We start from the raw sequence: 20929 nt of genomic DNA, 5'->3' as shown, positions 1-20929 counted from the left end.
TCAGGCAACGCGCCGCAAGGGCGGGATCACGTAGTCGCCGGCCATGAAGCCATCGGTCGGTTGGTAGAGCCGCAGGATCAGGTAGAACGGGCCGTCCGGTGCCGGCAGCCAGTTGTCCTGCGCCTGCGTGGGGCGCTGGTGCGAGATGGTCAGGGTGAGGCCACCGTCGGCATCGTATTGCAGCCCGGGGCTGCGGTCGCCCAGTGCGTAGCGCCCGATGGCGTTGTCGGTGAAGAAGCGGTCGGCGCCGTAGAGCGAGACCGACCAGAACGCCTGCGCCGGCGGCAGGTGTCCCGCGGGGAAGTGCAGGGCGTAGGCGTGGCGGCCGTGCAGCAGTTCGCTGTCGGCGTCGTAGTCGGCAGCGGCATAGACGGCCTCGTCGGCGCGCAGTGCGCCCAGGCCCTTCATCGCGGTAACCGCGCGCTGCATCCAGTCGTCGCCATAGCGGCCCAGCAGCAGGCTGTAGGTCCAGCTCTTGCGCGCATGGCTGCGGGTGTTGGCCTCGATCAGGGCCATGCCTTCGTGCCAGGCGCGGACCAGGCCCTGTTGCACCGCAGGCCGCAGCGCGCCCACATCGACGGCGTCGCCGGCGCGGATGCCGCATTTGCGCAGCAACGACAGCAGGCCCGCGGCAGAAGGCTCGGCAGGATACTCGCGCAGGGCGTTGAAGATGTTGGCGAAGAAGTCCAGCGCAGGCTCGCCGCCATCCTGCCAGTCGCGCACGCAGGCGGGCTGCATCCTGGTGCCGCCGGACAGGCGGAAGCCGTTCTGGAAGGCGCTCGCCGCCGGCAGGTCGTCGGCACCGGTCACCAGCACGCGGCCCAGCAGCCAGACCAGTGAGGTGGGGCAGCGCACCACGTGGTCGCCTTCGGCGTGCTGCCCGGGGCCGGCCAGAACGATGTCGGCGCCGGCCGCGGGCACATTGCGCGGGCCCAGGTTCTCGAAGTTGTTGGTCCAGGCGTCCAGCAGCTCCACCACGTAATAGCGGCTGGCGTCCGCCAGTGCGGGCACGTGCAGCGTGACCGGGCCGTCGGCCAGGTTGACCCAGGCGCAGAAGTAGAGCAGGTCGTTGGCCGGGGTGACGATGTCGCGGTCCTTGTGCGTCCACTGGTGCGTGCTGGCCGACAGCACGTTGACGGGGGCACGGCCGTAGCCCGTGGCCTGGGCTACGTAGGTCTGCAGCCGGCAGGTGCGCAGGCTTTCAAACAGCGGATAGGTGGCAAGCACCAGCGGCAGCGCCGCCGCGGCGGTGAGGGCTTCCTGGGGCGTGTCGATGGGTGCGCCGGCAAGGAAGGGCGCAGCGGGTTGGTTCATGGCGTTGTCTCCGTATGCGTGCGCCATGACTTTTTGGGCGGCGCCGCGAATCTTGTCATTGACGTGTCGGAGCATGTTGTCATGACATGTTATGATGAGTCAATGTTGTTATGATAAGTGGATGCCCGCATCGGACATGACGTGAACACCACCAATCTCGTGACAACAAGCTCCCTGCCTCGCTTCAAGCAGATCGAAGGCGCGCTGCGCCAGCGCATCGTCAACAATGAATGGACTCCGGGCATCAAGCTGCCGTCCGAGGCTGAGCTGATGGCTGAATTCGGCGTCAGCCGCATCACCGTGCGCCAGTCGCTGGCATCGCTGCTTGCCGAAGGGCTGATCGAGACGGTGCACGGCAAGGGCAGCTTTGTCAGCCGTCCGGCGGGGCAGGCGGACCTGGGGCCGTTGACTGGCTTTTTCGATTACATGCGTGCGCGCGGGCACGAAGCGCACGGCAAGCTGCTGTCGACGCGGCTGATTGCGGCGCCGGCCATCGCCACCGATGCGCTGCGCCTGCCACCGGGAACAAAGCTGCTGTGCGTGACCATGCTCAAGTCAGTGGCAGGCACCCCGGTGGCGGTGGGCATGACGATGGCGCCCGAACCCCTGATGCGCGCGATCCTGGAGCACGACCTTGAACGTCACGATGCACTGATGATCGTGGAAGCCCGCCTGGGTTATCGCCTCAAGTACCTGCACACGGAGAGCGCGGCAATCCCTGCCAATGCCGAAACCGCGCGCCGCCTCAAGGTGGCGCCCGGCGAGCCGCTGCTGCGCATCCGGTTCACGCCGCACGACATCGACGACAAGCCGCTGGCTTTCTCCGAGTTCATGTTTCGTGGCGACAAGTTCACCTACAAGGCTTGCGTGCGGCGCTAGCGCTGCCTGGCAGTGGCGCCAGGGGAACTTTTGTGCCGATGCCGTGGCCTGAACGGCATCGGCGCCGGCGTTAGAATGTGGCGTCCAGTTCTGCCACAGCCCAGGAGTTCAAGATGCTTTCGCCGCTTTTTCCGCGTTCCCTGTCCACCGCGCTGGTGATGGCGTTGTCGGTCACGTGCGCGTCGGCGGCGCTGGCTGCGGGGCAGGACGGCGCACCAAAGCCGCGCGGCAAGGACGAGGCCCCGGAGGCCCCGGTTGCCTGCATGAAGGCGGTCAAGGCAGCGCTGCCCAATCCCGCCAGCTTCAAGTGGATCGGCGGCAAGACCCGCAAGGTGGCCGAAGACGCCTACAGCGTGGTGGCCGACGTCGAATACCTGGCGCAGGACGGCGCCGTGCGCAAGGCCAAGGTCCAGTGCGACGTGCTGCGCGCCCCGGGCAACCAGTTCGTGGTGCCCAAGGTCAGGCTGCCGTAATAGGGCTAGCCGGCCGGCATCCGCTCGAATGCCTGCAGTGAAGGATCGATGGCGTCCCACGCCGGCGCGCGGGCGCTGTAGGTGAGGACCTGCGGCACGAAGCGGTCCGGGTCGTCCAGGCTGCCCGCGTGGACCGCGATCAGCTCCGGCATCGCGGCAAAGCGCAGGAAGACCGGCGTGCCGCAGACCGGGCAAAAGGCGTGGACCTTCACGTTGCCGCTGTCGCCCGCGACCTCCCAGTGCGTGGCTTCACCAGCGATGGTCATCTCGGCGCGCGCGGGAAAGGTCAGGTAGGAGCCGTGCCCGGTGCCGCTGCGCCGCTGGCAGTCGCGGCACTGGCAGTGGTTCTGGAAGACGGGCGCGTGCCTGGTTGCGTAGCGGATCGCGCCGCACGCGCATCCGCCGGTGTAGGGCTGGGTCATGAGCAACTCCCGGTTCAGGCTGCCTTCGGCTTGGCGAAGACGTCGATGGCCTGCCCTGTTTCCAGCAGGGACTTCAGGCTGGAAAGAACGATCGGCCAGCCCTGCCTGATGGCCTTGTCCATCCCGCTGTCGGCCTCGAGTTCGTCATGGGTGACGGTCAGCCGCACCATCTCCTCGTACGCCTCGATGTCGAAGCTCACGCGGCTGTAGCTGGCCGGATCGGCGGCCTGCGAGGGGCTCGCCCACGTGATGACCAGGCGCGTCGGCGGCGCGGCCTCGACTACCTTGCCGACCACCTGAACCGTGCGCTGCTCGTTGGCGCGCACGTGCTCCCAGGCCGATCCGGGCTTCCAGTCGGAGACGTTCTCGTGGCCCCAGTAGCGTCGCGCGATCTCCGGTTTCGTGATGGCCTCGAACACTTTATCCGGCGTCGAGCGGATGTAGGTCACATAAACGAAGCTGGTCTTCTCCTGGCTCATTGCTGATCTCCTTCGAGTTCGTTCTTCAGGTCGTGCAGCAGGCTGAGCCGCTGACGTTCGAATTTCCGCACCCAGCGCTCGTAGACCTCGTGCAGCGGCACCGGGTTGATGAAATGCAGCTTCTCCCGGCCACGCCGGACCGTGCTCACCAGGTTGGCCGCCTCGAGGATCCCGAGGTGCTGGGTGGCTGATTGCCGCGCCATGTTCAGGTGCTCGCAGAGTTCGCCCAGCGTCTGCCCGTTCCGCTCGTACAGCAGGTCGAGCAGCTTTCTGCGTGTCGGGTCGCCCAGCGCCTTGAAAACCTTGTCAGCGTCCATCCCATCCGTTGTGTTTGTGCATGAGGGGAGTATATGCAGGTAAATGCCTGCATGTCAATCAGCGCGTCAGGCCAACGCAGCACAGCCAATTGCAGGCAAAAGTGGACACTGTCCATTTCATTTGCTAGGCTATGTGTACGGCATCCACAAGCATCTGTGGCTGCAACCCAAGGGGACCGCGAATGAAGACCGAAGCGCAGAAGGAGCACCGCTGGCTGCAACGGCTGGTGGGCAACTGGATCGCCGAAGGCGACGCATCGATGGGACCGGACCAGCCGGTGCAGAAGTGGGAGATCCCCGAGCGCGTGAGCAGCGTCGGCGACGTCTGGGTCCAGTGCGTGACGCAGGGTGACATGCCCGGCTGCGGCCCGTCCACCACGGTCATGACGCTCGGCTACGACCCCGCCCGCAAGCATTTCGTGGGGACCTTCATCGGCTCGATGATGACCCACCTGTGGTTCTATGAAGGCGAGCTCGACGGCGGCGGCCAGCAACTGACGCTGCGTGCCGAGGGGCCGGATTGTTCCGGCAATGGCCGCATCGCCCAGTACCGCGACGTGATCACCTTCACCGACGACGACCACCGCACGCTGACGTCCTACATGCTGGGCGAGAACGGCGAGTGGGCCCAGTTCATGAACGCCAGCTATCGCCGCCAGCGTTAGGCCTGGCGGCGCAGTGCCGCCAGCCGTGCCAGCCGCCCGCGGGGGCCGGGCGGATCGTCTTGCGGGCGCGCGGCGCCGCCCTCGGCACGGCGCCGGCGCCGGCGGCGCAGCACCAGCAGCAGCGACGCCGGCACCAGCAGCACCAGCGCCAGCAAGGCGAAGGTGAACAGGCCCGGATCGCGCGCCGCGGCGGCGACGCGGTTCACCAGGCAGGCAGCCACCACAATGCTGGGCAGCATGCCCAGCGCGGTGCCGAGCAGGCAGTCGCGCAGGCTGATGCGCGATGCACCGATCACCAGGTTGACCAGCGCGAACGGTGCAATCGGCACCAGCCGCAGCACCACCATCGCCACCACCCCGTGCTTGCCCAGCTGGTGGCTGACCCGGTTCAGCCGCCTGCCGCCAAAGCGGCGCACGGCATTGCGCCCCAGCAAGCGGCCGGCCAGGTAGCCCGCGCCGGTGCTCAGAACGGTGCCGCACAGCGCCAGCGCGGCGCCATAGAGCGGGCCGAATATGACCACGGTCACCAGGATCAGCAGCGTCACCGGCAGCATCGTCACCGCGCCGGCCAGGTAGACGCCAATCATCGCCAGCGGTGCCAGCGGCATCTCGTCCAGTTGCTCGACCACACTGAGCAGCGCGCGGAAGTCCGCCCATTCGCGCAGCGGCGTATGGCGCCACGCAAACGCCAGCCCCGCCAGCAGCAGCGCCAGCGCCACCATCATCCCGACGCGCCCGAGCACGCGCGGGCGTGCCTCATGGCTGACGAACTCGGCCAGGACCTGGTCGCTGTCGATCGGCTCGATCGGGTCCAGCAGGCTGGCCGCCGGCGAGGCGGCATCGACATCGTCCGGCAACGGCGGCTCGTAGGCTTCCAGCGAGCGCCCGTCCGCGCGCTGCAGGTTGCGGATGGCCGCAAGCACGCTGCGGGTGGCGGCGACCTCGGCCTGGAAGGCTTCGGGTGCCACATCCAGGTGCTCGCCCAGCAGCCGTGCGCGCATGGCGGCAATGGCCGCCTGCACGCGCGGGTCGCCGCCCGACATCACCACGATATTGCACTCGGTATCCAGCCCCAGCGAGCGGTTGCTGAGGTTGGATGAGCCGATGGTGATGAGGTCGTCGTCGATCACCGTGACCTTGCTATGCACGTTGACGCATTCGGGCATCAGGCCCGGAATCGACGGGCAGTACAGGCAGAAGCGTTCCTGCGTGTCGGCTGCGCGCAGGCGGCGGTACAGGCGCGCGCGCAGCACGCCCATGCTGTGCGCTTCTAGCCAGCCGCTCTCGTTGCGTCTCGACACCAGCACGATATCAGGGCCGTCCTCGTGCCCCAGCCGTGCCTCCAGCGCCTTGGCGATCTCGTGCGAACTGAAGTACTGGTTCTCCATGTAGATGCTGTGCCGGGCGGAGGCGATAGCATCGCGCAGCAGCATGCGGATCTCGCTGACACCGGGCTCGTCCTCGCACATGGGCATGGTGCGGGCGATGGCGACGCGCACGTCGGTCAGCTCCGGCGCCAGGCCTGGCGGCCACGGGTCTGACGAGGTGGCCGCAACCGGGCGCGGCTGGCTGCCGCTGGCGCGCAGCCAGCGCGCCGCGCACAGGGTGCCCAGCGCCGCCGCGGCGGGGCCGTCGAGCGCGCACTGCACGTCATGGAAGGGCGGGTAGGGCTTGCCTTCGGCCACGCGCAGCGGCGCGCCGGGGGCATGGCAGCTGTCGTCCCAGCGGCGTAGCGTCAGGTCCAGCCCGCCGACAAAGGCGAGCTTGTTGTCGATGACGACCACCTTCTGGTGGTGCGAGGCGCCGGGGGGATGGTTGCCGTCAAGCCGGAACGACAGGTGCCGGTGCGCCTGCCAGTGCGCGCTGGCGGACGGCAGCCACTCGCGCTCCATCGCCATCACCATGGCGTAGTCCCAGCTCAGGATGTAGATGCGCAGTTCGGGGCGCTGGTCCGCCAGCGCGCACAGGAAGTCTCGCAGGCCCGCCGGCAGGCCGTCCTGCGCGCCCTGCGGCACCAATTCCATGCGGCTGTCGATATCCCAGCCCAGGATGAAGATGGTGTGCTCGGCTCGCGGCAGCGCTTCGCGCAGCGCGCGGAAGTAGGCGTCGGCGTCGACCAGCATGGCAAAGCGCTGGCAGGACTCGACGCGCCAGCAATTGCGCCCCGGCTCCGGCGTAAAGCCGAGCGGGGCCTGGCAATCATGCGGAGCGCCAGTGGCGGGGGGCGCGGTGGTGCCGGGCGGGTTGTGTTGCCTCATGTCGCACGCTTCGGGGAGGTTTAGCCAGAAGCGTCGCGCAAGTTCCGTACCGGCGCGGCACGTGGGCTGCCCCAGGCGTGCAGGCGGCGCCCCAGGGGGTAAAGGCAAGCCTTGGCCGGTTCAGGCGCGTGTGCGCTTTACCTGCCTTTGTAAGAACGGCATGCCGACGAGGGCGAGTCGGAAGACCCCGCTATGCGGCGAAGACGCTACGACGGATGGCTGCGCCGCAGCGTGGTAGGGCGGGCAATGCCCCAGACATCCAGCAGCGGCTCGAAATGCGGCTTGCTTTCGCGCGGTGCCGGCGCCACGCGCCGCGGCGGCGGCAAGGGCCGGCCGGTCAGCACTAGCGGGGTATCTGCCTCGGCCGGGGATTCAGGCTCTCCGGCGTAGGCGACCACGCCCATCTGGCGGGCGGACTTCAGCGCACGCGTCAGTTCCGCGGCGTTCAGGCGGCTGGCGGCGGCAAGCTGGTGCCGGGGCATGGGCCCCTTGGCACGCAGGCTGGAAATCAACGCCATCACGCATTCCCGGGTGGTTCGATTCATTTCGCTGCGTCAGGAAAAGGGTTGCAGCGGTGGGCTCGCCAATCGAGCCTGCCGCGTACGGTACCCATTCTTTCGCAGGGGTCATATCCTTGCCAACCGGATATGACACTTGTTCACATTTCCGAGCGCAGAGAGGAATCTTCCCTAATCTAATGCCGCGTTTCCGGGTCGCCGGCCGGAAATCTGCGATCCGCGCCGTCGCGCAGGGTCAGCATCGTGCCATGCCGGCGCCACTTGCGCGCGTGCCTGGCATGGATGTCTTCGGCAAGCTCGTGCAGTTCGGCAACCCTGGCGTCGATCGGGTCGGGATAGATGTCCAGCGGGCGGTACCTGAGGAACAGGCGCATGGGGGTCTCGGTTGATTCTGGATAATGGAGTGCCTTGATTCCAGTATCGGTGACGGACCCATAGCTTTCACGAACGGAGGCGTAACACATTGATTTCACTCAATGTGTTTCCTGCAATGGACTGTTGTGCCCGCATTGGCCGCGGGCTCGGGGAGGTAGGGGGTGGGGCCGGCCGCTGGCGCTGGCCGGGGGGCTCAGTAGCCGATGCGGGCGGTGCCGCGTGCGTCCCGGCAATAGATCTTGCGCTCGCGCACCAGGCCGTCGCGGCCGTGGATGCACAACGGCAGGCCATCCTCGCGCGCGCGCATCCAGCCGGCCGCAATCGCGGCTTCCTGGGTCGGGAAATGCAGCGCGGTGTCGTCGCCACCGTTCTCCAGGCCCTCAATGGTGAGAGCCCATGCGCCGTCGCCGGCGTATTCTGTGTTGTCGGTTGCGGCGGGAAGCACGTGGATGCTGCGTGACGTCATGGTGTTCTCCGGAAGGCTTGGACTGGCTGTTGATTTTTAAGCGATGGCGCTGCCGCGGGGTATCCGTCGCTGTCCTACAAGCACAAGCACAAGCACAAGCACAAGCACAAGCACAAGCACAAGCGCGTACGCGGTGACGGCCGGTCGCGCCGTCGGCTGACATCCCGGTAGGACGAAAGCCGACTTTGCGCGCTGCGGTGCGTTGCTACGATCCAATTGCCGGTCGGGCAAGCGGCTGCCCGGTCAAGTCATTCCGATCCACTCCATCCTGGCGGCGCATGCCGCATCCACACGAAGCAAGGAGATCGTCATGAGAAAGCTATTCGCATTGTTTGCCCTCGCTGGCGTGCTGCTGGTCACGGGTTGCAACACCATTTCCGGTGCGGGCAAGGACATCGAACGTGGCGGCGAGAAGGTGCAGGGCGCGGCGGAAAATACCAAGCAGAAGATGTAAGTCCCGCTGCCCGCCGCCCGGGCATTGCTACGGCCCGCGCCTGGTGACGCGGGCCGTTGTCTTTGCCACGGCGAATTCAATGTGCGGCCGCCGCCGGAGCCTGCCCCGCGTCGATGTAGTTGCGGCGCCAGCTGGCGGGCGGCAGGCCGAACTCGCGCTTGAACGCGCGGCTGAACGCGGCCTCCGAGTCGTAGCCGACCGCGCCCGCGACCTCGCTGATGGAACGGTTGCCGCTGCGCAGTTCGGCCGCCGCGGAGCGCAGCCGCCAGTGCGCCAGGTACTGCATCGGTGGCTGCCCCAGCAGGTCGGTAAAGCGCTGCGCCAGCGCCGAGCGCGACAGCCCCACGTTGCCAGCCAGTTCATCGACCGTCCACGGATAGGCGGGCCGTGCATGCATGCGCGACAGCGCCCGCCCCACATAGCGGTCGCGCAGCGCGGCGAGCCAGCCGCTTTCATTGTCAGGCAGAGTGTCGATGCAGCGCCGCACTGCCTGCACGAACAGCAGCTCAGACAGCTTGGCCAGCACCGTGGCGGTGCCCGCACGCGGTTCCGCCGCTTCCGAGGTGGCAAAGGCCAGCGCCGATGCCAGCCATGCCGATTCCAGCCCGCTGCCCAGCCCCACCTTGAACAGCCGCGGCAGCGACGTCAGCAAGGGATTGCCCATGGTGTCGTCGAACCCCAGGAAGCCGCACACCATGCGCGTGGTTTCGCCGCCGCCGCCGTAGGACACGCGCATGACCTCGCCCGGGCTGTTGCGCAGCATGTCGTACACCAGCGGAGCGGATGGCAGTGGCTGCAGGCGCAGGTCGCTGCCCAGTACGTGCGGCTCGCCCTGCGGCACCACCAGCAGTTCGCCGGTATCGACGCGCACGCCCGGGCCGGTGCCGTCGACCAGGCGCGCCCAGCAGACGCCTTCGGTAATCAGGTGGTAGGAGACGACGCGGTCGGCGCGGGGCAGGAAGGCGGCGCGCAATTCAGCATCCGCTTCACTGATCAGGCACCACGGCGACTTGAACTCGCCGTTCAGGAACACGGCGCCGCTTAGCTGCACGGCGCGCAAGAGGTCGGACAAGGCATCCATGGTCACATTCCTCCAGATCCGGTGTTTCGCGCAAGAAAGCCGGACGCCCGATCATACGGGCAAGGGGACCGGGCTCCGATACTAGCACCGTGCCTGGCGCCATACAACGCCGCAGCGCACGTATCAGACCAGCCGGAGACAACACCATGGAAACCCTTTCCGCAGCGGATGCCAGCGCAGGCGCACAGGCCGACTGGCTCGGCCTGGCCGCGACCCTAGGCCGCACCTTCGACGCGCGCGCGCCAGAGATCGATGCCAGCGGGCAGTTCGTCAGCGCCAACTACGACGACCTGCGCGCGCACCGCTTCTTTGCTGCGGCCGTGCCGCAGGAACTGGGCGGCGCCGGGCTCTCGCACCAGGAGCTGGGCGCGGTGCTGCGCGAGCTGGGCAAGTCCTGCGGATCGACCGCGCTGGCTTTTGCCATGCACACCCACCCGGTGGCCACGGCCGCATGGCGCTGGCGCAATCAGCAAGCGCCGGTGGAGGGGCTGCTCAAGCGCGTGGCGGGCGAGCAGCTGGTGTTGCTGGGCAGCGGCGGATCGGACTGGCTGCAAGGCAGCGGCAAGGCTACGCGCGTGGATGGCGGCTTTCGCGTGGATGCGCGCAAGATCTTCGCCAGCGGCGCGCCGGCGGCGGACCTGTTCATGACCTGCGCCGTCCATGACGATCCGGAGACCGGGCCCACGGTGCTGCATTTCGCGCTGCCGATGAAGTCGCCGGGCGTACGCGTGCTGTCGAACTGGCACACGCTCGGCATGCGCGGCACCGGCTCGCATGATGTGCTGCTGGAAGGCGTGCTGGTGCCGGATACCGCCATTGCCGCGCGCCGCCCGCAAGGCGTGTGGCATCCGATGATGCATACGGTGGCGATGATCGCGCTGCCGCTGATCTATGCGGTCTACGTCGGCGTGGCCGAGGCCGCGCGCGATATCGCGCTGCAGCTGGCGCGCCAGCGGCGCCTGAGCGCGCATGCAGTGGAAGCCGCCGGGCGCCTGTGCAATGAGGCCGATGCCGCGCAGCTGGCGCTGGATGCGATGTTCGCGGCGGCATCGGGGCAGGCGCCGGGCTTGGTCACCACCAACCGCATCATGTGCGCCCGCACGCTGGCCGCGCGCGCGGTGCTGGCGACGGTCGAGGCGGCGATGGACCTGGCCGGCGGCGCGGGCTTCTATCGCGACGCCGGACTGGAGCGGCGCTTTCGCGATGCGCAGGGCGCGCGCTTCCATCCGCTGCAGGCCGGTGCGCAGCAGGAGTACGCAGGGCGCATGGCACTGGGGCTGGATATCGACGCGCCGCCCGGCGAGGTGCGGCCTGCCGCGCAATGATGCCCGCCCTGGCGCCGCTACCGTATGCCACGCAAGCATGCAACGACAGCGGCCAGGACGACGCGGCCCGCGCCATCAGCCACGATGGCGCGGCGCGGCGAGCCTTGCGCGATGCGCTGGGGCAGTTTGCCACCGGCGTTACCATCGTTACGGCCGCGGACGCCGACGGCCAGCCGGTCGGCGTCACGATCAATGCCTTTACCTCGGTGTCGCTCGCACCGCCGTTGCTGCTGTGGTGCCTGGCGCGCAGTTCCGGCAGCCTGGCGGTGCTGCGCGCGGCGCCGTGCCACGCGATCAATGTGCTGGGCAGTGGCCAGCTGGCCTTGTGCCAGCGCTTTGCCGCGCGCAGTGGTGACCGCTTTGCAGGCGTCGATTGCCGCCCCGGGCCGTGCGGCACGGTGCTGATCGACGGCACGCTGGCGCATTTCATCTGCCGGCACCGCTCGGTGCGCGTGGTCGGCGACCACGTGATCTTTGTCGTGGAGGTGGTGGCCTATGGCTCGACGCCAGGTGCGCCGCTGGTGTTCCATGCGGGCGGGTTTGCCGGCAGCTAGGCGCGCTTGCCTGCAATCACCAGCGCAATGCCGCCCAGCACCGCGGCCGCGCTCAATGCCAGCCGCAGGCTCAAGGCTTCACCGAGCAGCGCGATGCCGCCCGCCGCCGTAATGACCGGCACGCTCAGTTGCACGGTGGCGGCGGTGGCGGCCTTCAGCCGCGGCACCACGGCATACCAGATGACATAGCCCAGCCCGGATGTGATGGCACCGGACAACAGCGCATAGCCCAGTCCCGCGCTGTCCAGTGAACGCTGCGCCTGCATCACCGCACCCAGCGCCAGCGCCATCGGCACCGCGCGCAGGAAATTGCCCGCGGTGGTAGAGGCCGGATCCGCGGCGCGCCTGCCGCGCAGCGAATAAACGCCCCACGCGATGCCGGCCGCGATCATCAGCAGCGAGGACAGCAGCGGCGGCGCGGCCAGCCCTGGCAGCAACAGCCACACCAGCCCGGCCAGCGCCAGTGCCAGGCCGAACCATTGCTGCGCGCGCATGGGCTCGCCGGCATAGAGGCCATAGCCGGTCATGGTGGCCTGCACCGCCCCGAACAGCAGCAGTGCGCCGGTCCCCGCGGTGAGACGCACATAGGCGAAGGAAAAGGCCGCGGCATAGCAGAACAGCGCAAGCGCGGAGATCCAGTTGCCTTCCACCGGCGGCAGCCGCTGCGCCACGACCGTGCGCACCAACTGGTGCCGCGCCGCGACGATGACCCACAGCACCAGCGCCGCCGCGGCGACGCGGGCCAGCGTAAAGCTGGCCGCGTCGATGGTGGTGCCTTTCAGCGCGAGCCGGCACAGCAGTGAATTGCCGGCAAAGGCGAGCATCGCCAGTGCGGTCAGCACCACGGTGTTCGCGCGCGACATGCGGCGGGGCGGCGGCGTGGTTCAGGCTGCGGGCGGCTCGTCGCCGATGGCGAACGAGGATAGGTGCTCGATCGCCCTGACCAGCCCGGAATGATCCCAGCCAGCGCCGCCCAGCCCGCTGCAGACATTGAACAGCTGCTGGCACGACGCCGTGCTGGGCAGGCCCACGCCGAGCTGGCGCGCGGTGGACAGCGCCAGGTCCAGGTCCTTCTGGTGGAGCGCGATGCGAAAGCCCGGGTCGAAGGTGCGCTTGATCATGCGTTCGCCATGCACTTCCAGGATGCGCGAGCTGGCAAAGCCGCCCATCAGCGCCTCGCGCACGCGCGCGGGATCGGCGCCGGCGCGGGCGGCCAGCACCAGCGCTTCGCTGACCGCCTCGATGGTCAGCGCCACGATTACCTGGTTGGCCACCTTGGCCACCTGGCCGTCGCCGGCCTCGCCCACGCGCGTGATGTTCTTGCCCATCAGTTGCAGGATCGGCAGCACGCGGTCGAATACTTCCTGCTTGCCGCCGGCCATGATCGACAGCGTGCCCGCCTTGGCCCCGACCTCGCCGCCGGAGACCGGCGCATCAACATAGTCGGCACCGAGCGCCTCGATGCAGCGCGCGAACTCGCGCGTGGCGATCGGCGAGATCGAGCTCATGTCGATCACGGTGACGCCGCCTGCCGTGTCGGCAAGGCCGTCAGCGACCCCCTTCTCGCCAAACAGCACCCGCTCCACGTCGGGCGTGTCAGGCAGCATCAGGATGATGGTCTCCGACTGCTTTGCCACCTCCTCGGCGCTGGCGCAGGCTTTCACGCCGGCATCCTGCAGGTCCTGCGGCACGCCGCTGCGGGTATGGGCGGACACGGTATGCCCGCCCTCGACAAGGTGCTGCACCATGGGCTTGCCCATCACGCCAAGTCCGATAAAGCCGATCTTGCTCATGTCAGTGTCCGGTAGTGGTCAGGCGCCAGGCCGGCCGTGCGTCGCGCACGACGCCGGGTTCATCTCTGATGATAGTCAGTCGCAAGCCAGCGCAGACAGCGGCCCCGGCGCAGGCTGCGCGCTGGCGCGCGCGGCCGCCACCCGCGCGGCGGCATCGTCCAGCTGGGCCAGCGTGCCGGCGTCAACCGGGACATGGGTGGCGCGGGCGGCGCGCCAGGCCCGTTCGGGCTCGCCCGGCAGGCGGATGCCATCCTGCCCGGGCTGCAGTCGCGATGCCTTCATCCACTCGGCGAACGCCGCTACCTCATGCCCGAACGACGTGCTGGTGCCCAGGCGCGCGGGATCGAACACGATCGCCAGCATGTTGTTCCAGACCGCATGCTCATGCCGCAGCGTTTCGGGGCGGATGGTGTGGCCGCCGGTGACCGCGGCGCCCAGCAGCTCGCACATCACGGCCAGCACATGGCCCTTGTGCTCGCCAAAGGGCCGCAGCGCGCCTTGCGGCGCGCCGTCGGCGGGGTACATCACGGCAGGATCGGCGGTGGGCTCGCCGTGCGCGTCCAGCAGGCAGCCGGGCGCCACCGGCACGCCCTTGTTGTGGGCCACGCGCACCTTGCCCAGCGCGATCGCGCTGGTGGCGAAGTCCAGCACCAGCGGCGGCTCGCCCGCCACAGGCACGCCGATGGTGAACGGGTTGGTGCCGTAGCGCGCATCGTAGCCGCCGTGCGGCGCCACGATGGGCTTGGACAGCACGTTGACGAAGTGGATCGAGATCATGCCGGCGGCAGTGGCCTGCTCGGCCCAGTGGCCCACGCGCCCCAGGTGGTGCGACTGGCGCAGGCCCATCACGCAGACGCCATGCTCGCGCGCGCGGCCGATAGCCATGTCCATGGCCTGCGCCGTCACTGCCTGGCCCATGCCGCGGTTGCCGTCCAGGCTCAGCATGCTGCCGGCATCGTGCAGCACGCTGACCTGCTGGTTCAGCTGCAGCTCGTCGGCCTGCCAGGCCAGCACATAGCGCGGGATCATGCCGACGCCGTGCGAGTCATGCCCGCTCAGGTTGGCGCCGACCAGGTGGTCGGCCGTCAGGCGCGCCTCTTGTGCGCTGCTGCCCGCGGCAAGCCAGAGATCGGCCACCCACTGGTGCAGGGCGGCGGTAGGGATGCGATGTTCGCTCATATCGGCCTTGGCTAGGGATGAAAAAAGCCCCGTGCCGTGTGACGGCAACGGGGCTTCATGATACGGCCAGCGAGAGCTCGGCGGCGCCGGCGTGGCCGGTGATCGGCTACTGCTTACTGGCGCAGCGCAGCTTCGGCAGGTGACTGGCCAAGGATTTCGCGGATACGGGCCAGGTAGGTATCGCCCACCGCGCGGTGCATGCGCGCTGCCTCGGCCGCGAACTGGCGCCGGCTGGGTGGGCGGATGCCCAGGCTGCGGCAGATCGTTGACAGGTAAGGCTTGCGCTGGCCGCCCAGGCGCAGTGCCGCGGTCTGCAGCGCGGCATCGCCGATGCGCCCGCGCAGCCAGGCCAGCACCTGGCGGTCATAATCGTTTTGCACACGGATCAGGTGTTCCATGGACGGGACTCCTACTGTTCATCCATACAGGTACTGTAAATATATACAGTATCCGGCGGGATGCAAGGAATTTGTCCACGAACACTTTGGCCGCGTGGTCAAGTCGCCTACAAGCCACCCAGGGCGTTCACGGTGAACGCCAAAATCCCCATGTTGAACAGAAACGCGGCCACGCAGTGGCCCAGGACCACCCTGCGCATGTGGGCGCCGGCGATAGTCACGTCAGACGTCTGGAAAGTCATGCCCAGCGTGAAGCTGAAATAGAGGAAGTCCCAATAGCTGGGGTCCTTAACGCCCGGCACCTGCAGCCCGCCCTGGTCGCCGGTGGCGGTCTGGAGATAGTAGAGATGCGCATAGTGCAGCGTGAAAACGGTGTTGGCAAAAAGCCAGGACAGGATGAGCGTGGCGACGATCAGCGCGATGTCGGCCCAGTGCGGTGTCTCGGGGCGCGCGATCAGCGTGCCGATCGCGACCAGGATCACCATCGAGAGCAGCACGGTGATCGCGAGCAGCGCGGTGCGGTTGGCATCGTTGTACTCCGCTGTACGCCGCATGGCCGCAGCATCGGCGCGCAACAGCGGCAGCGCGGCGCCAAGGAAGACAAGGGCCGCGAGATCGAAGCCGATCAGCAGCGCAATACGTGGCTCTGCGCCGAGCGCACCCGCGGCGAAGGTCGCAACAATCAATATGGCGCCGCACAGCAGAAAGCGTGCGGGTGCAATGCGCTTGCCGATAGCGAAGCGGGAGGGTCTGTTCATGGGGCAGTTATCCGGATGACCCTTCGTCAGGAAAGGAGGCTGGTCACCCGTGAATAATATCCGTGCCGTGGCGCAGTTTGTAACGCTGCATGCGCCTTTCATTTGACGGTATCGAGGTCGATAATGGCCCTGTGCCATGACCGGCAAGGAGAGACGCCATGACCAAAAGCTCTTCCTCCAAGGATGAATGCGATCTCGCCCAGGGCGTGCCGCTGGCTGACCTTGCTGATGGCGGCATGGTGACAGGCCAGATTGGCGGCGAACCGGTCTTGCTTGTGCGACGGGCTGATGAACTGTTTGCCATCGGTGCGACCTGTACCCACTATGGGGCGCCTCTGGCGGACGGCCTGCTGGTCGGCGACACGATCCGATGTCCATGGCATCACGCCTGCTTCAGTCTTCGTACCGGCGCGGTCCTGGGGCCGCCCGCCCAGGACGATTTGAAATGCTGGCGCGTGGAACAGCAAGACGGAAAGGCCTTCGTCCGCGAAGCGCTGCCGGCGGTGCAGCCACCGCGACTTGCCGCCGCCCAACTCCCTGAATCCGTGGTAATCATCGGCGGCGGCGCAGCCGGGACTGCCGCGGTCGAAACCCTGCGCCGGGAAGGCTATAGCGGCCCCGTCACGCTGTTGAGCGCCGATCGTTCATTGCCGTACGACCGGCCGAATCTATCGAAAGACTACCTCGCCGGGACGGCAAACGCGGACTGGCTGCCAATGCGGCCACCGACGTTCTACGCGGATCACGACATCGATGTGCGCGCCGACAACCGTGTCGTCAAGCTCAGCCCCGCGCAAAAATCCGTCACGCTCTCGGATGGCAGCAACGTGAGCTACGGCGCGCTTCTGCTTGCCGTCGGTGCCGTGCCGATACGGCTCGACGTTCCTGGCGCATCCTTGCCGCACGTGGGCGTGCTCCGTACGCTGGCCGACTGCGACGCATTGATCGCGCGTCTCGGCACGGCATGCCGATGCGTCGTGGTGGGCGCAAGCTTTATCGGGATGGAAGTCGCGGCAGCGCTGCGAACGCGAGGCCTGGAAGTGCATGTTGTCGCGCCCGAAGCGCATCCGATGGAGCGGGTCCTGGGTGCGGCGCTCGGCGGCATGATCAAGGCGCTTCATGAATCGCACGGGGTAACGTTCCATCTCGGGGCCACGGTGGCGGAGATTCAGCCGGATCGGGTGAAATTGTCGACCGGCACGGAGCTGGCCGCCGATCTGGTCGTGACCGGGATTGGCGTTCGCCCCGACGTGGCCTTGGCGCAGGACGCCGGCCTCGCGCTGGACAAGGGCGTGGCGGTCGATGAATTTCTCCAGACGAGCGAACCTGGCATCTATGCCGCGGGCGATATTGCGCGCTGGCCTGACCCGGGAACGGGCCAGCGTATCCGCGTCGAACACTGGGTGGTCGCCGAGCGCCAGGGCGTGGTGGCAGCGCGGAATATCCTGGGACAGCGCAAACGCTTTGCGGCCGTGCCATTCTTCTGGACCCAGCACTATGATGTGGCCATCAACTACGTAGGCCATGCGGAGCAATGGGATCGCCTGGATGTCGACGGCGATCCCGCCGCGCATGACTGTACGGTGACCTATTGGAGCAAGGACAAGCGGCTTGCGGTCGCCACGGTCGGGCGCGACCTGGCGAGCCTTCGGGCGGAGGCCGCATTCGAGCAGGAGGCGACAGGATCCGGGGCGTGATCGGCAACCTAGGCAATACGCAGGCGTTCGGGATGTGAGTAGACGACCAGGCTGCCACTGCGCACAAAACCGGCCAGCGTCACCACCGTGGATTCCGCCATCCGCACGGCCAGTGCCGTTGGGCCGGACACCGCAGCAAGAATCCCGGCGCCGATCGATGCCGTCTTGAACACCATCTCGTAGCTGGCCCGGCTGGTGACAATCACCGCGCCGCTCTTGGTATCCTCAGTGCCGCTTGCCAGTGCGCCCGCCAGCTTGTCGAGCGCATTGTGGCGCCCCACGTCCTCGCGCACCAGGACCAGCGTGCCATCCGCGCGCAGCCATCCCGCTGCGTGGGTCGCTCCGGTATCGCGCAGCAGCGTCTGGCGGTTGTGCAAGGCGGCGAACGCCGCGTCGAAGACAGACGGGTCGAAGATGGCCGTGCTCTGCACCGGCTACGGCAGGCGCATGACGTCTTCAAGCGACTCGGTGCCGCACAGGCCGCAGCCGGTACGCCCCGCCAGCGCGCGACGCCGGGTCTTCAGCCTGGCGAAGGCGGCGGAGGCGATCTCTATCTTGACTGTCACGCCGTTCCCGCCGGCTTCCACGTCGATACCGTAGAACTCGCAGGCGTTGTCGACAATGCCTTCGCTAAGGCTGAAGCCGATCGCGAAGTCATCGAAATCGGCGGGCGTGGCCAGCATGACCGCATGCGAGATGCCGTTGTATTCGAGCGCGACTGGCGTTTCTTCGGCAAGGCGGTCGTCCTCGGACCTCATGGTGCCATGACGTACCTCTTCCATGCCGGCGCTACTGCCTTCCACTGGCGAATCCCGCCTCATCGCCTCTCCGCAATGTGTTTTCCGTGCAGTCGTGGTCATGGATGGCGCTATCAACTTCGAGGCCAAGTCCATTGTCGCGATCGCTGCAGCGCAGCCTACGACTAACCAGAATAGCCGGGTTCAGCAGCCTGCGCCGTCATGAATCGAATAGACCATTTGCTGCGAGCATTTGTGAGCTGTCAAACATGCATTGGGGAGGGCAGCGCTATTTGTAACCGCTACTTGCCGAGCGGTAGGCCGAGTCAATTTTTATGAAAAGCTCGCCTTGCGGCACGGGCGGCTTTCGCCCCCAGGGGACCGGTTCACGTTCATGGAGCAGACATGGCTACTCGACGGGAAGTGCCTGGCATCAGGCCGTATGACGGACCCGCTGGTGGTTGGGGTGCGCTTCGCGCAACGACTCAAGCCATACGGCTGCAAATGGATAGCGTCAAGGCGCGGATCACGCTGCTCCGGACCAATCAGCCCGATGGCTTCGATTGTCCGGGCTGCGCGTGGCCGGACAAGGGATTTTGAGCTGGAGGATATGGGGCGGCTTACCCATCCGCGGGTCTACGATCGTGCCACTGACACATTCCGGGCGGTCGATTGGGGCGCGGCATTCGCCCGAATCGGTGAAATCCTGCGTGGGCTGTCGCCCGACCAGGTCGAGTTCTATACGTCGGGCAGGGCATCGAACGAGGCAGCTTTTCTGTTCCAGCTGTTCGCACGGGAGTATGGCACGAACAATTTCCCCGATTGCTCGAACATGTGTCACGAGCCCACCAGCGTCGCCTTGCCACAATCGATCGGAATCGGCAAAGGCGCGGTGTCGCTGGAAGACTTCGACAGTTGCGAGCTCATCATCTCCATCGGCCACAATCCCGGGACGAATCACCCCAGAATGATGGGAACGCTTCATGAAGCCGCACGGCGCAACGTCCCCGTCGTCGTGTTCAATCCGCTGCGCGAGCGCGCGCTCGAACGGTTCGCGGATCCCCAACTTCGCGGTAGCGCTGCCCGATTCCGGACAGTCCTTTCCCGCGATGGGGAAGCTCGAGACCGTGCCCGGCTTCGAGAACTTCAACGCACGCATCCGGACGCCGGGTGGCTTCCGCCTGCCGCTTCCGCCGACCGAGCGCAAGTGGCCGACGCCGACTGGGAAAGCGATGTTCTCCGTGTATGGCGGGGTGAAAGAGGACGCCGACGTCCTCGGCGGAGAAAATGTCCTGCGCCTGATGACGATCCGCAGCCACGACCAGCACAACACCACGATCTATGCGCTGGATGATCGCTATCGAGGCGTATTCGGGCGGCGCGATGTGCTGTTCATGCATGAAGACGACATGGCGGCACGCGGACTGGAGCATGGTGACCGGGTCGACATCGAGACCATCGTAACCGGCAGGCAACTGCGCTTGAAGAAGATCACTGCGATCGCTTATGCAAACATCGCACGGGGTTCCGTGGCGGCGTATTACCCGGAGGCGAATGTGCTGGTGCCACTGGACTACATTGACAAGGAAAGCGGAACGCCATCGTACAAGTTCATTCCCGCACGGGTGTTGCGTGTGGAGGTGACGTAACCCGGGGCGAGCTTCTGGCGACCTGGCGAAGCGCGGCACGAGATTTGGCGTGGGAGGAGGGCGTTGTCCGGCGACACGATACATGCATGACCTGACCCAGCAAGTCACTGAACTCGTATGCAGTCTGTTCTGAGATAAAGCTTCCCCACAAGAAAAATCATGATCGTACGGCCAAAGAGAAACTGGTTCAGCATGCTGTTCGTATGGAGCGGGTCAGTCTTGCAGACCATCATTCCGCAGCTGCTCTTCCTGGCTCTTGTCAGCGGCATCGCTGTCCTGACCCAAGGGCGGATACTGGGCGAAAAGATCCCGCTCAATACCGCCCCTTTCACGCTCTTTGGCGTGGCGCTGACCATCTTTCTTGCGTTCCGGAACAATGCCAGCTACGAACGCTTCAAAGAAGCACGCTACCTTTGGGGGTACGTGCTCATCGCCTCACGCTCGCTCACCTCGCAGATACTGTGTTATCTCCCCGAGGACCGCAGTGAGGATCGGATCCAGCTGGTCAATCATCTGATTGCGTTTGCCTATTCGCTAAAGCATGAGCTTCGCAAGACGGACCCGACCCAGGATCTGGCTCGGCTTGTCGGGCGCGACGCGATGGAGGCCTTGCGTTCCAAGCACTATCGGCCGACGGCAATCCTCAATGAGGTACGCCATAGACTCTCGCGCCTGCAATTTCGTGCCGTGATCTCGGAGAACAAGCTCTGGATGCTTGATGCCCAGATCAACGAACTGGCGACGACGGTCGGCGGGTGCGAGCGCATTGCATCCACCCCGATCCCGTTTTCCTACGGGGTCCTGCTGCATCGCACCGTGTACACCTGTTGCATCATGCTGCCATTTGGCCTGGTGGATTCGACCGAGCTGTTCACGCCAATCATCTGCGTCTTTGTTGCTTACACGCTGATCGCGCTGGAAGCAATCGCCGACGAAGTGTCCGAGCCGTTCAGCGAGGCGCCCAACGCTCTGGCACCCGATGCCATCGCACGCAATATCGAGCGCTCGCTGCTGGAGCTGTCCAATCGGGAGATTCCCGAGGAGAAATTACCGGACCGTCAGTATCAACTGACGTAGGGGGCGGCGCTGCAGTCAGTCCGGCGCGCCGAAACGGACCGCGCCGGCTCAATCGACAAGC

22 protein-coding genes and 2 pseudogenes are annotated in these 20929 nt (G+C 66.7%); 9 read left to right on the top strand and 15 right to left on the bottom strand.

The window, feature by feature from the left end:
• Nucleotides 1-1314, bottom strand: coding sequence for a DUF1254 domain-containing protein (locus AC1Q7H_RS22015; protein WP_492378667.1), 1314 nt, complete (start codon nucleotides 1312-1314; stop codon nucleotides 1-3).
• Between the two features lie 141 nt (nucleotides 1315-1455).
• On the opposite strand from AC1Q7H_RS22015, the gene AC1Q7H_RS22010 reads away from it, so the two are divergent.
• The gene (locus AC1Q7H_RS22010; RefSeq protein ID WP_041228832.1) at nucleotides 1456-2193 is read left to right on the top strand and encodes a GntR family transcriptional regulator; all 738 of its coding nucleotides are present in this window, start codon (nucleotides 1456-1458) and stop codon (nucleotides 2191-2193) included.
• 113 nt (nucleotides 2194-2306) lie between these two features.
• The gene (locus AC1Q7H_RS22005; RefSeq protein WP_013952576.1) at nucleotides 2307-2666 is read left to right on the top strand and encodes a DUF2880 domain-containing protein; all 360 of its coding nucleotides are present in this window, start codon (nucleotides 2307-2309) and stop codon (nucleotides 2664-2666) included.
• A 5-nt stretch (nucleotides 2667-2671) separates the two neighbouring features.
• On the opposite strand, the gene AC1Q7H_RS22000 is transcribed toward AC1Q7H_RS22005, so the two are convergent.
• From AC1Q7H_RS22000 to AC1Q7H_RS21990, 3 genes are read right to left on the bottom strand one after another with little or no spacing between them, the layout of a single operon-like run.
• Complete coding sequence (locus AC1Q7H_RS22000; RefSeq protein ID WP_211981094.1) at nucleotides 2672-3088, bottom strand: GFA family protein; 417 nt, start codon at nucleotides 3086-3088, stop codon at nucleotides 2672-2674.
• A 14-nt stretch (nucleotides 3089-3102) separates the two neighbouring features.
• Nucleotides 3103-3567, bottom strand: coding sequence for an SRPBCC family protein (locus AC1Q7H_RS21995; RefSeq protein ID WP_211981096.1), 465 nt, complete (start codon nucleotides 3565-3567; stop codon nucleotides 3103-3105).
• Nucleotides 3564-3884, bottom strand: a complete 321-nt coding sequence (locus tag AC1Q7H_RS21990) for an ArsR/SmtB family transcription factor (protein ID WP_013952579.1) — start codon at nucleotides 3882-3884, stop codon at nucleotides 3564-3566. The genes AC1Q7H_RS21995 and AC1Q7H_RS21990 overlap by 4 nt, the downstream gene beginning before the upstream one ends.
• Before the next feature lie 182 nt (nucleotides 3885-4066).
• On the opposite strand from AC1Q7H_RS21990, the gene AC1Q7H_RS21985 reads away from it, so the two are divergent.
• Entirely contained in the window at nucleotides 4067-4549 is a 483-nt protein-coding gene (locus tag AC1Q7H_RS21985) for a DUF1579 domain-containing protein (protein WP_492378666.1), read from the top strand.
• Here the strand turns inward: AC1Q7H_RS21985 and AC1Q7H_RS21980 are convergent.
• From AC1Q7H_RS21980 to AC1Q7H_RS21965, 4 genes are all read right to left on the bottom strand, one after another.
• Nucleotides 4546-6807 carry a VTT domain-containing protein gene (locus tag AC1Q7H_RS21980; protein ID WP_211981099.1) on the bottom strand — a complete coding sequence of 754 codons (2262 nt, stop codon included), beginning with the start codon at nucleotides 6805-6807 and terminating at the stop codon, nucleotides 4546-4548. The genes AC1Q7H_RS21985 and AC1Q7H_RS21980 overlap by 4 nt on opposite strands.
• Before the next feature lie 206 nt (nucleotides 6808-7013).
• A complete protein-coding gene (locus AC1Q7H_RS21975; RefSeq protein WP_228772612.1) occupies nucleotides 7014-7352 on the bottom strand; it encodes a hypothetical protein in 339 nt (112 codons plus the stop codon).
• 149 nt (nucleotides 7353-7501) lie between these two features.
• Complete coding sequence (locus AC1Q7H_RS21970; RefSeq protein WP_041228586.1) at nucleotides 7502-7699, bottom strand: hypothetical protein; 198 nt, start codon at nucleotides 7697-7699, stop codon at nucleotides 7502-7504.
• A 194-nt stretch (nucleotides 7700-7893) separates the two neighbouring features.
• Entirely contained in the window at nucleotides 7894-8166 is a 273-nt protein-coding gene (locus tag AC1Q7H_RS21965; RefSeq protein ID WP_013952584.1) for a DUF2188 domain-containing protein, read from the bottom strand.
• A gap of 310 nt (nucleotides 8167-8476) precedes the next feature.
• Here AC1Q7H_RS21965 and AC1Q7H_RS21960 point away from each other — a divergent pair, with 310 nt between their 5' ends.
• Nucleotides 8477-8620, top strand: coding sequence for an entericidin A/B family lipoprotein (locus AC1Q7H_RS21960; protein WP_013952585.1), 144 nt, complete (start codon nucleotides 8477-8479; stop codon nucleotides 8618-8620).
• A gap of 76 nt (nucleotides 8621-8696) precedes the next feature.
• Here the strand turns inward: AC1Q7H_RS21960 and AC1Q7H_RS21955 are convergent, their stop codons facing one another.
• Entirely contained in the window at nucleotides 8697-9701 is a 1005-nt protein-coding gene (locus tag AC1Q7H_RS21955) for an AraC family transcriptional regulator (RefSeq protein WP_013952586.1), read from the bottom strand.
• Nucleotides 9702-9847: 146 nt separating this feature from the next.
• Here AC1Q7H_RS21955 and AC1Q7H_RS21950 point away from each other — a divergent pair, with 146 nt between their 5' ends.
• A complete protein-coding gene (locus AC1Q7H_RS21950; protein ID WP_211981100.1) occupies nucleotides 9848-11026 on the top strand; it encodes an acyl-CoA dehydrogenase family protein in 1179 nt (392 codons plus the stop codon).
• The gene (locus AC1Q7H_RS21945; protein ID WP_013952588.1) at nucleotides 11023-11580 is read left to right on the top strand and encodes a flavin reductase family protein; all 558 of its coding nucleotides are present in this window, start codon (nucleotides 11023-11025) and stop codon (nucleotides 11578-11580) included. The genes AC1Q7H_RS21950 and AC1Q7H_RS21945 overlap by 4 nt, the downstream gene beginning before the upstream one ends.
• Here AC1Q7H_RS21945 and AC1Q7H_RS21940 read toward each other — a convergent pair.
• The 5 genes from AC1Q7H_RS21940 to AC1Q7H_RS21920 all read right to left on the bottom strand — a co-directional run bounded on the left by AC1Q7H_RS21940 (nucleotide 11577) and on the right by AC1Q7H_RS21920 (nucleotide 15810).
• Nucleotides 11577-12443 carry a DMT family transporter gene (locus AC1Q7H_RS21940; RefSeq protein ID WP_013952589.1) on the bottom strand — a complete coding sequence of 289 codons (867 nt, stop codon included), beginning with the start codon at nucleotides 12441-12443 and terminating at the stop codon, nucleotides 11577-11579. The two genes, AC1Q7H_RS21945 and AC1Q7H_RS21940, sit on opposite strands and share 4 nt — an antisense overlap.
• Nucleotides 12444-12464: 21 nt before the next feature.
• Nucleotides 12465-13373 carry a 2-hydroxy-3-oxopropionate reductase gene (locus AC1Q7H_RS21935; RefSeq protein ID WP_211981101.1) on the bottom strand — a complete coding sequence of 303 codons (909 nt, stop codon included), beginning with the start codon at nucleotides 13371-13373 and terminating at the stop codon, nucleotides 12465-12467.
• Between the two features lie 75 nt (nucleotides 13374-13448).
• Entirely contained in the window at nucleotides 13449-14552 is a 1104-nt protein-coding gene (locus AC1Q7H_RS21930; RefSeq protein ID WP_211981102.1) for a malate/lactate/ureidoglycolate dehydrogenase, read from the bottom strand.
• A 113-nt stretch (nucleotides 14553-14665) separates the two neighbouring features.
• Complete coding sequence (locus AC1Q7H_RS21925) at nucleotides 14666-14950, bottom strand: CppA family protein (protein ID WP_011616901.1); 285 nt, start codon at nucleotides 14948-14950, stop codon at nucleotides 14666-14668.
• A 107-nt stretch (nucleotides 14951-15057) separates the two neighbouring features.
• Nucleotides 15058-15810 (bottom strand): DUF1345 domain-containing protein, encoded by a 753-nt coding sequence (locus AC1Q7H_RS21920; RefSeq protein WP_249221266.1) that lies wholly within the window; start codon nucleotides 15808-15810, stop codon nucleotides 15058-15060.
• 56 nt (nucleotides 15811-15866) lie between these two features.
• Here AC1Q7H_RS21920 and AC1Q7H_RS21915 point away from each other — a divergent pair, with 56 nt between their 5' ends.
• Nucleotides 15867-17405 (top strand): FAD-dependent oxidoreductase, encoded by a 1539-nt coding sequence (locus tag AC1Q7H_RS21915; RefSeq protein WP_211981104.1) that lies wholly within the window; start codon nucleotides 15867-15869, stop codon nucleotides 17403-17405.
• 8 nt (nucleotides 17406-17413) lie between these two features.
• Here the strand turns inward: AC1Q7H_RS21915 and fdhD are convergent.
• A pseudogene (fdhD, locus tag AC1Q7H_RS21910) lies at nucleotides 17414-18187 on the bottom strand (formate dehydrogenase accessory sulfurtransferase FdhD).
• Between the two features lie 360 nt (nucleotides 18188-18547).
• On the opposite strand from fdhD, the pseudogene AC1Q7H_RS21905 reads away from it, so the two are divergent.
• Nucleotides 18548-19791, top strand: a pseudogene (locus AC1Q7H_RS21905) (molybdopterin dinucleotide binding domain-containing protein).
• Nucleotides 19792-19950: 159 nt separating this feature from the next.
• Entirely contained in the window at nucleotides 19951-20868 is a 918-nt protein-coding gene (locus tag AC1Q7H_RS21900; protein ID WP_211981106.1) for a bestrophin family protein, read from the top strand.
• Nucleotides 20869-20929 lie beyond the last annotated feature (61 nt).

It is taken from the genome of Cupriavidus sp. GW823-FHT06D04, from assembly GCF_058795055.1.
Note: the sequence above shows the minus strand (reverse complement) of the source record. Positions and strands in the feature narration are given on the sequence as shown.

Bases quoted from the DNA above. Each gene is read 5' to 3' on its own strand.
- AC1Q7H_RS22015 (WP_492378667.1), bottom strand. From the start codon at position 1,314: ATGAACCAACCCGCTGCGCCCTTCCTTGCCGGCGCACCCATCGACACG.
- AC1Q7H_RS22005 (WP_013952576.1), top strand. From the start codon at position 2,307: ATGCTTTCGCCGCTTTTTCCGCGTTCCCTGTCCACCGCGCTGGTGATG.
- AC1Q7H_RS22000 (WP_211981094.1), bottom strand. From the start codon at position 3,088: ATGACCCAGCCCTACACCGGCGGATGCGCGTGCGGCGCGATCCGCTAC.
- AC1Q7H_RS21995 (WP_211981096.1), bottom strand. From the start codon at position 3,567: ATGAGCCAGGAGAAGACCAGCTTCGTTTATGTGACCTACATCCGCTCG.
- AC1Q7H_RS21990 (WP_013952579.1), bottom strand. From the start codon at position 3,884: ATGGACGCTGACAAGGTTTTCAAGGCGCTGGGCGACCCGACACGCAGA.
- AC1Q7H_RS21985 (WP_492378666.1), top strand. From the start codon at position 4,067: ATGAAGACCGAAGCGCAGAAGGAGCACCGCTGGCTGCAACGGCTGGTG.
- AC1Q7H_RS21980 (WP_211981099.1), bottom strand. From the start codon at position 6,807: ATGAGGCAACACAACCCGCCCGGCACCACCGCGCCCCCCGCCACTGGC.
- AC1Q7H_RS21975 (WP_228772612.1), bottom strand. From the start codon at position 7,352: ATGAATCGAACCACCCGGGAATGCGTGATGGCGTTGATTTCCAGCCTG.
- AC1Q7H_RS21970 (WP_041228586.1), bottom strand. From the start codon at position 7,699: ATGCGCCTGTTCCTCAGGTACCGCCCGCTGGACATCTATCCCGACCCG.
- AC1Q7H_RS21965 (WP_013952584.1), bottom strand. From the start codon at position 8,166: ATGACGTCACGCAGCATCCACGTGCTTCCCGCCGCAACCGACAACACA.
- AC1Q7H_RS21960 (WP_013952585.1), top strand. From the start codon at position 8,477: ATGAGAAAGCTATTCGCATTGTTTGCCCTCGCTGGCGTGCTGCTGGTC.
- AC1Q7H_RS21955 (WP_013952586.1), bottom strand. From the start codon at position 9,701: ATGGATGCCTTGTCCGACCTCTTGCGCGCCGTGCAGCTAAGCGGCGCC.
- AC1Q7H_RS21950 (WP_211981100.1), top strand. From the start codon at position 9,848: ATGGAAACCCTTTCCGCAGCGGATGCCAGCGCAGGCGCACAGGCCGAC.
- AC1Q7H_RS21945 (WP_013952588.1), top strand. From the start codon at position 11,023: ATGATGCCCGCCCTGGCGCCGCTACCGTATGCCACGCAAGCATGCAAC.
- AC1Q7H_RS21940 (WP_013952589.1), bottom strand. From the start codon at position 12,443: ATGTCGCGCGCGAACACCGTGGTGCTGACCGCACTGGCGATGCTCGCC.
- AC1Q7H_RS21935 (WP_211981101.1), bottom strand. From the start codon at position 13,373: ATGAGCAAGATCGGCTTTATCGGACTTGGCGTGATGGGCAAGCCCATG.
- AC1Q7H_RS21930 (WP_211981102.1), bottom strand. From the start codon at position 14,552: ATGAGCGAACATCGCATCCCTACCGCCGCCCTGCACCAGTGGGTGGCC.
- AC1Q7H_RS21925 (WP_011616901.1), bottom strand. From the start codon at position 14,950: ATGGAACACCTGATCCGTGTGCAAAACGATTATGACCGCCAGGTGCTG.
- AC1Q7H_RS21920 (WP_249221266.1), bottom strand. From the start codon at position 15,810: ATGAAAGGCGCATGCAGCGTTACAAACTGCGCCACGGCACGGATATTA.
- AC1Q7H_RS21915 (WP_211981104.1), top strand. From the start codon at position 15,867: ATGACCAAAAGCTCTTCCTCCAAGGATGAATGCGATCTCGCCCAGGGC.
- AC1Q7H_RS21900 (WP_211981106.1), top strand. From the start codon at position 19,951: ATGATCGTACGGCCAAAGAGAAACTGGTTCAGCATGCTGTTCGTATGG.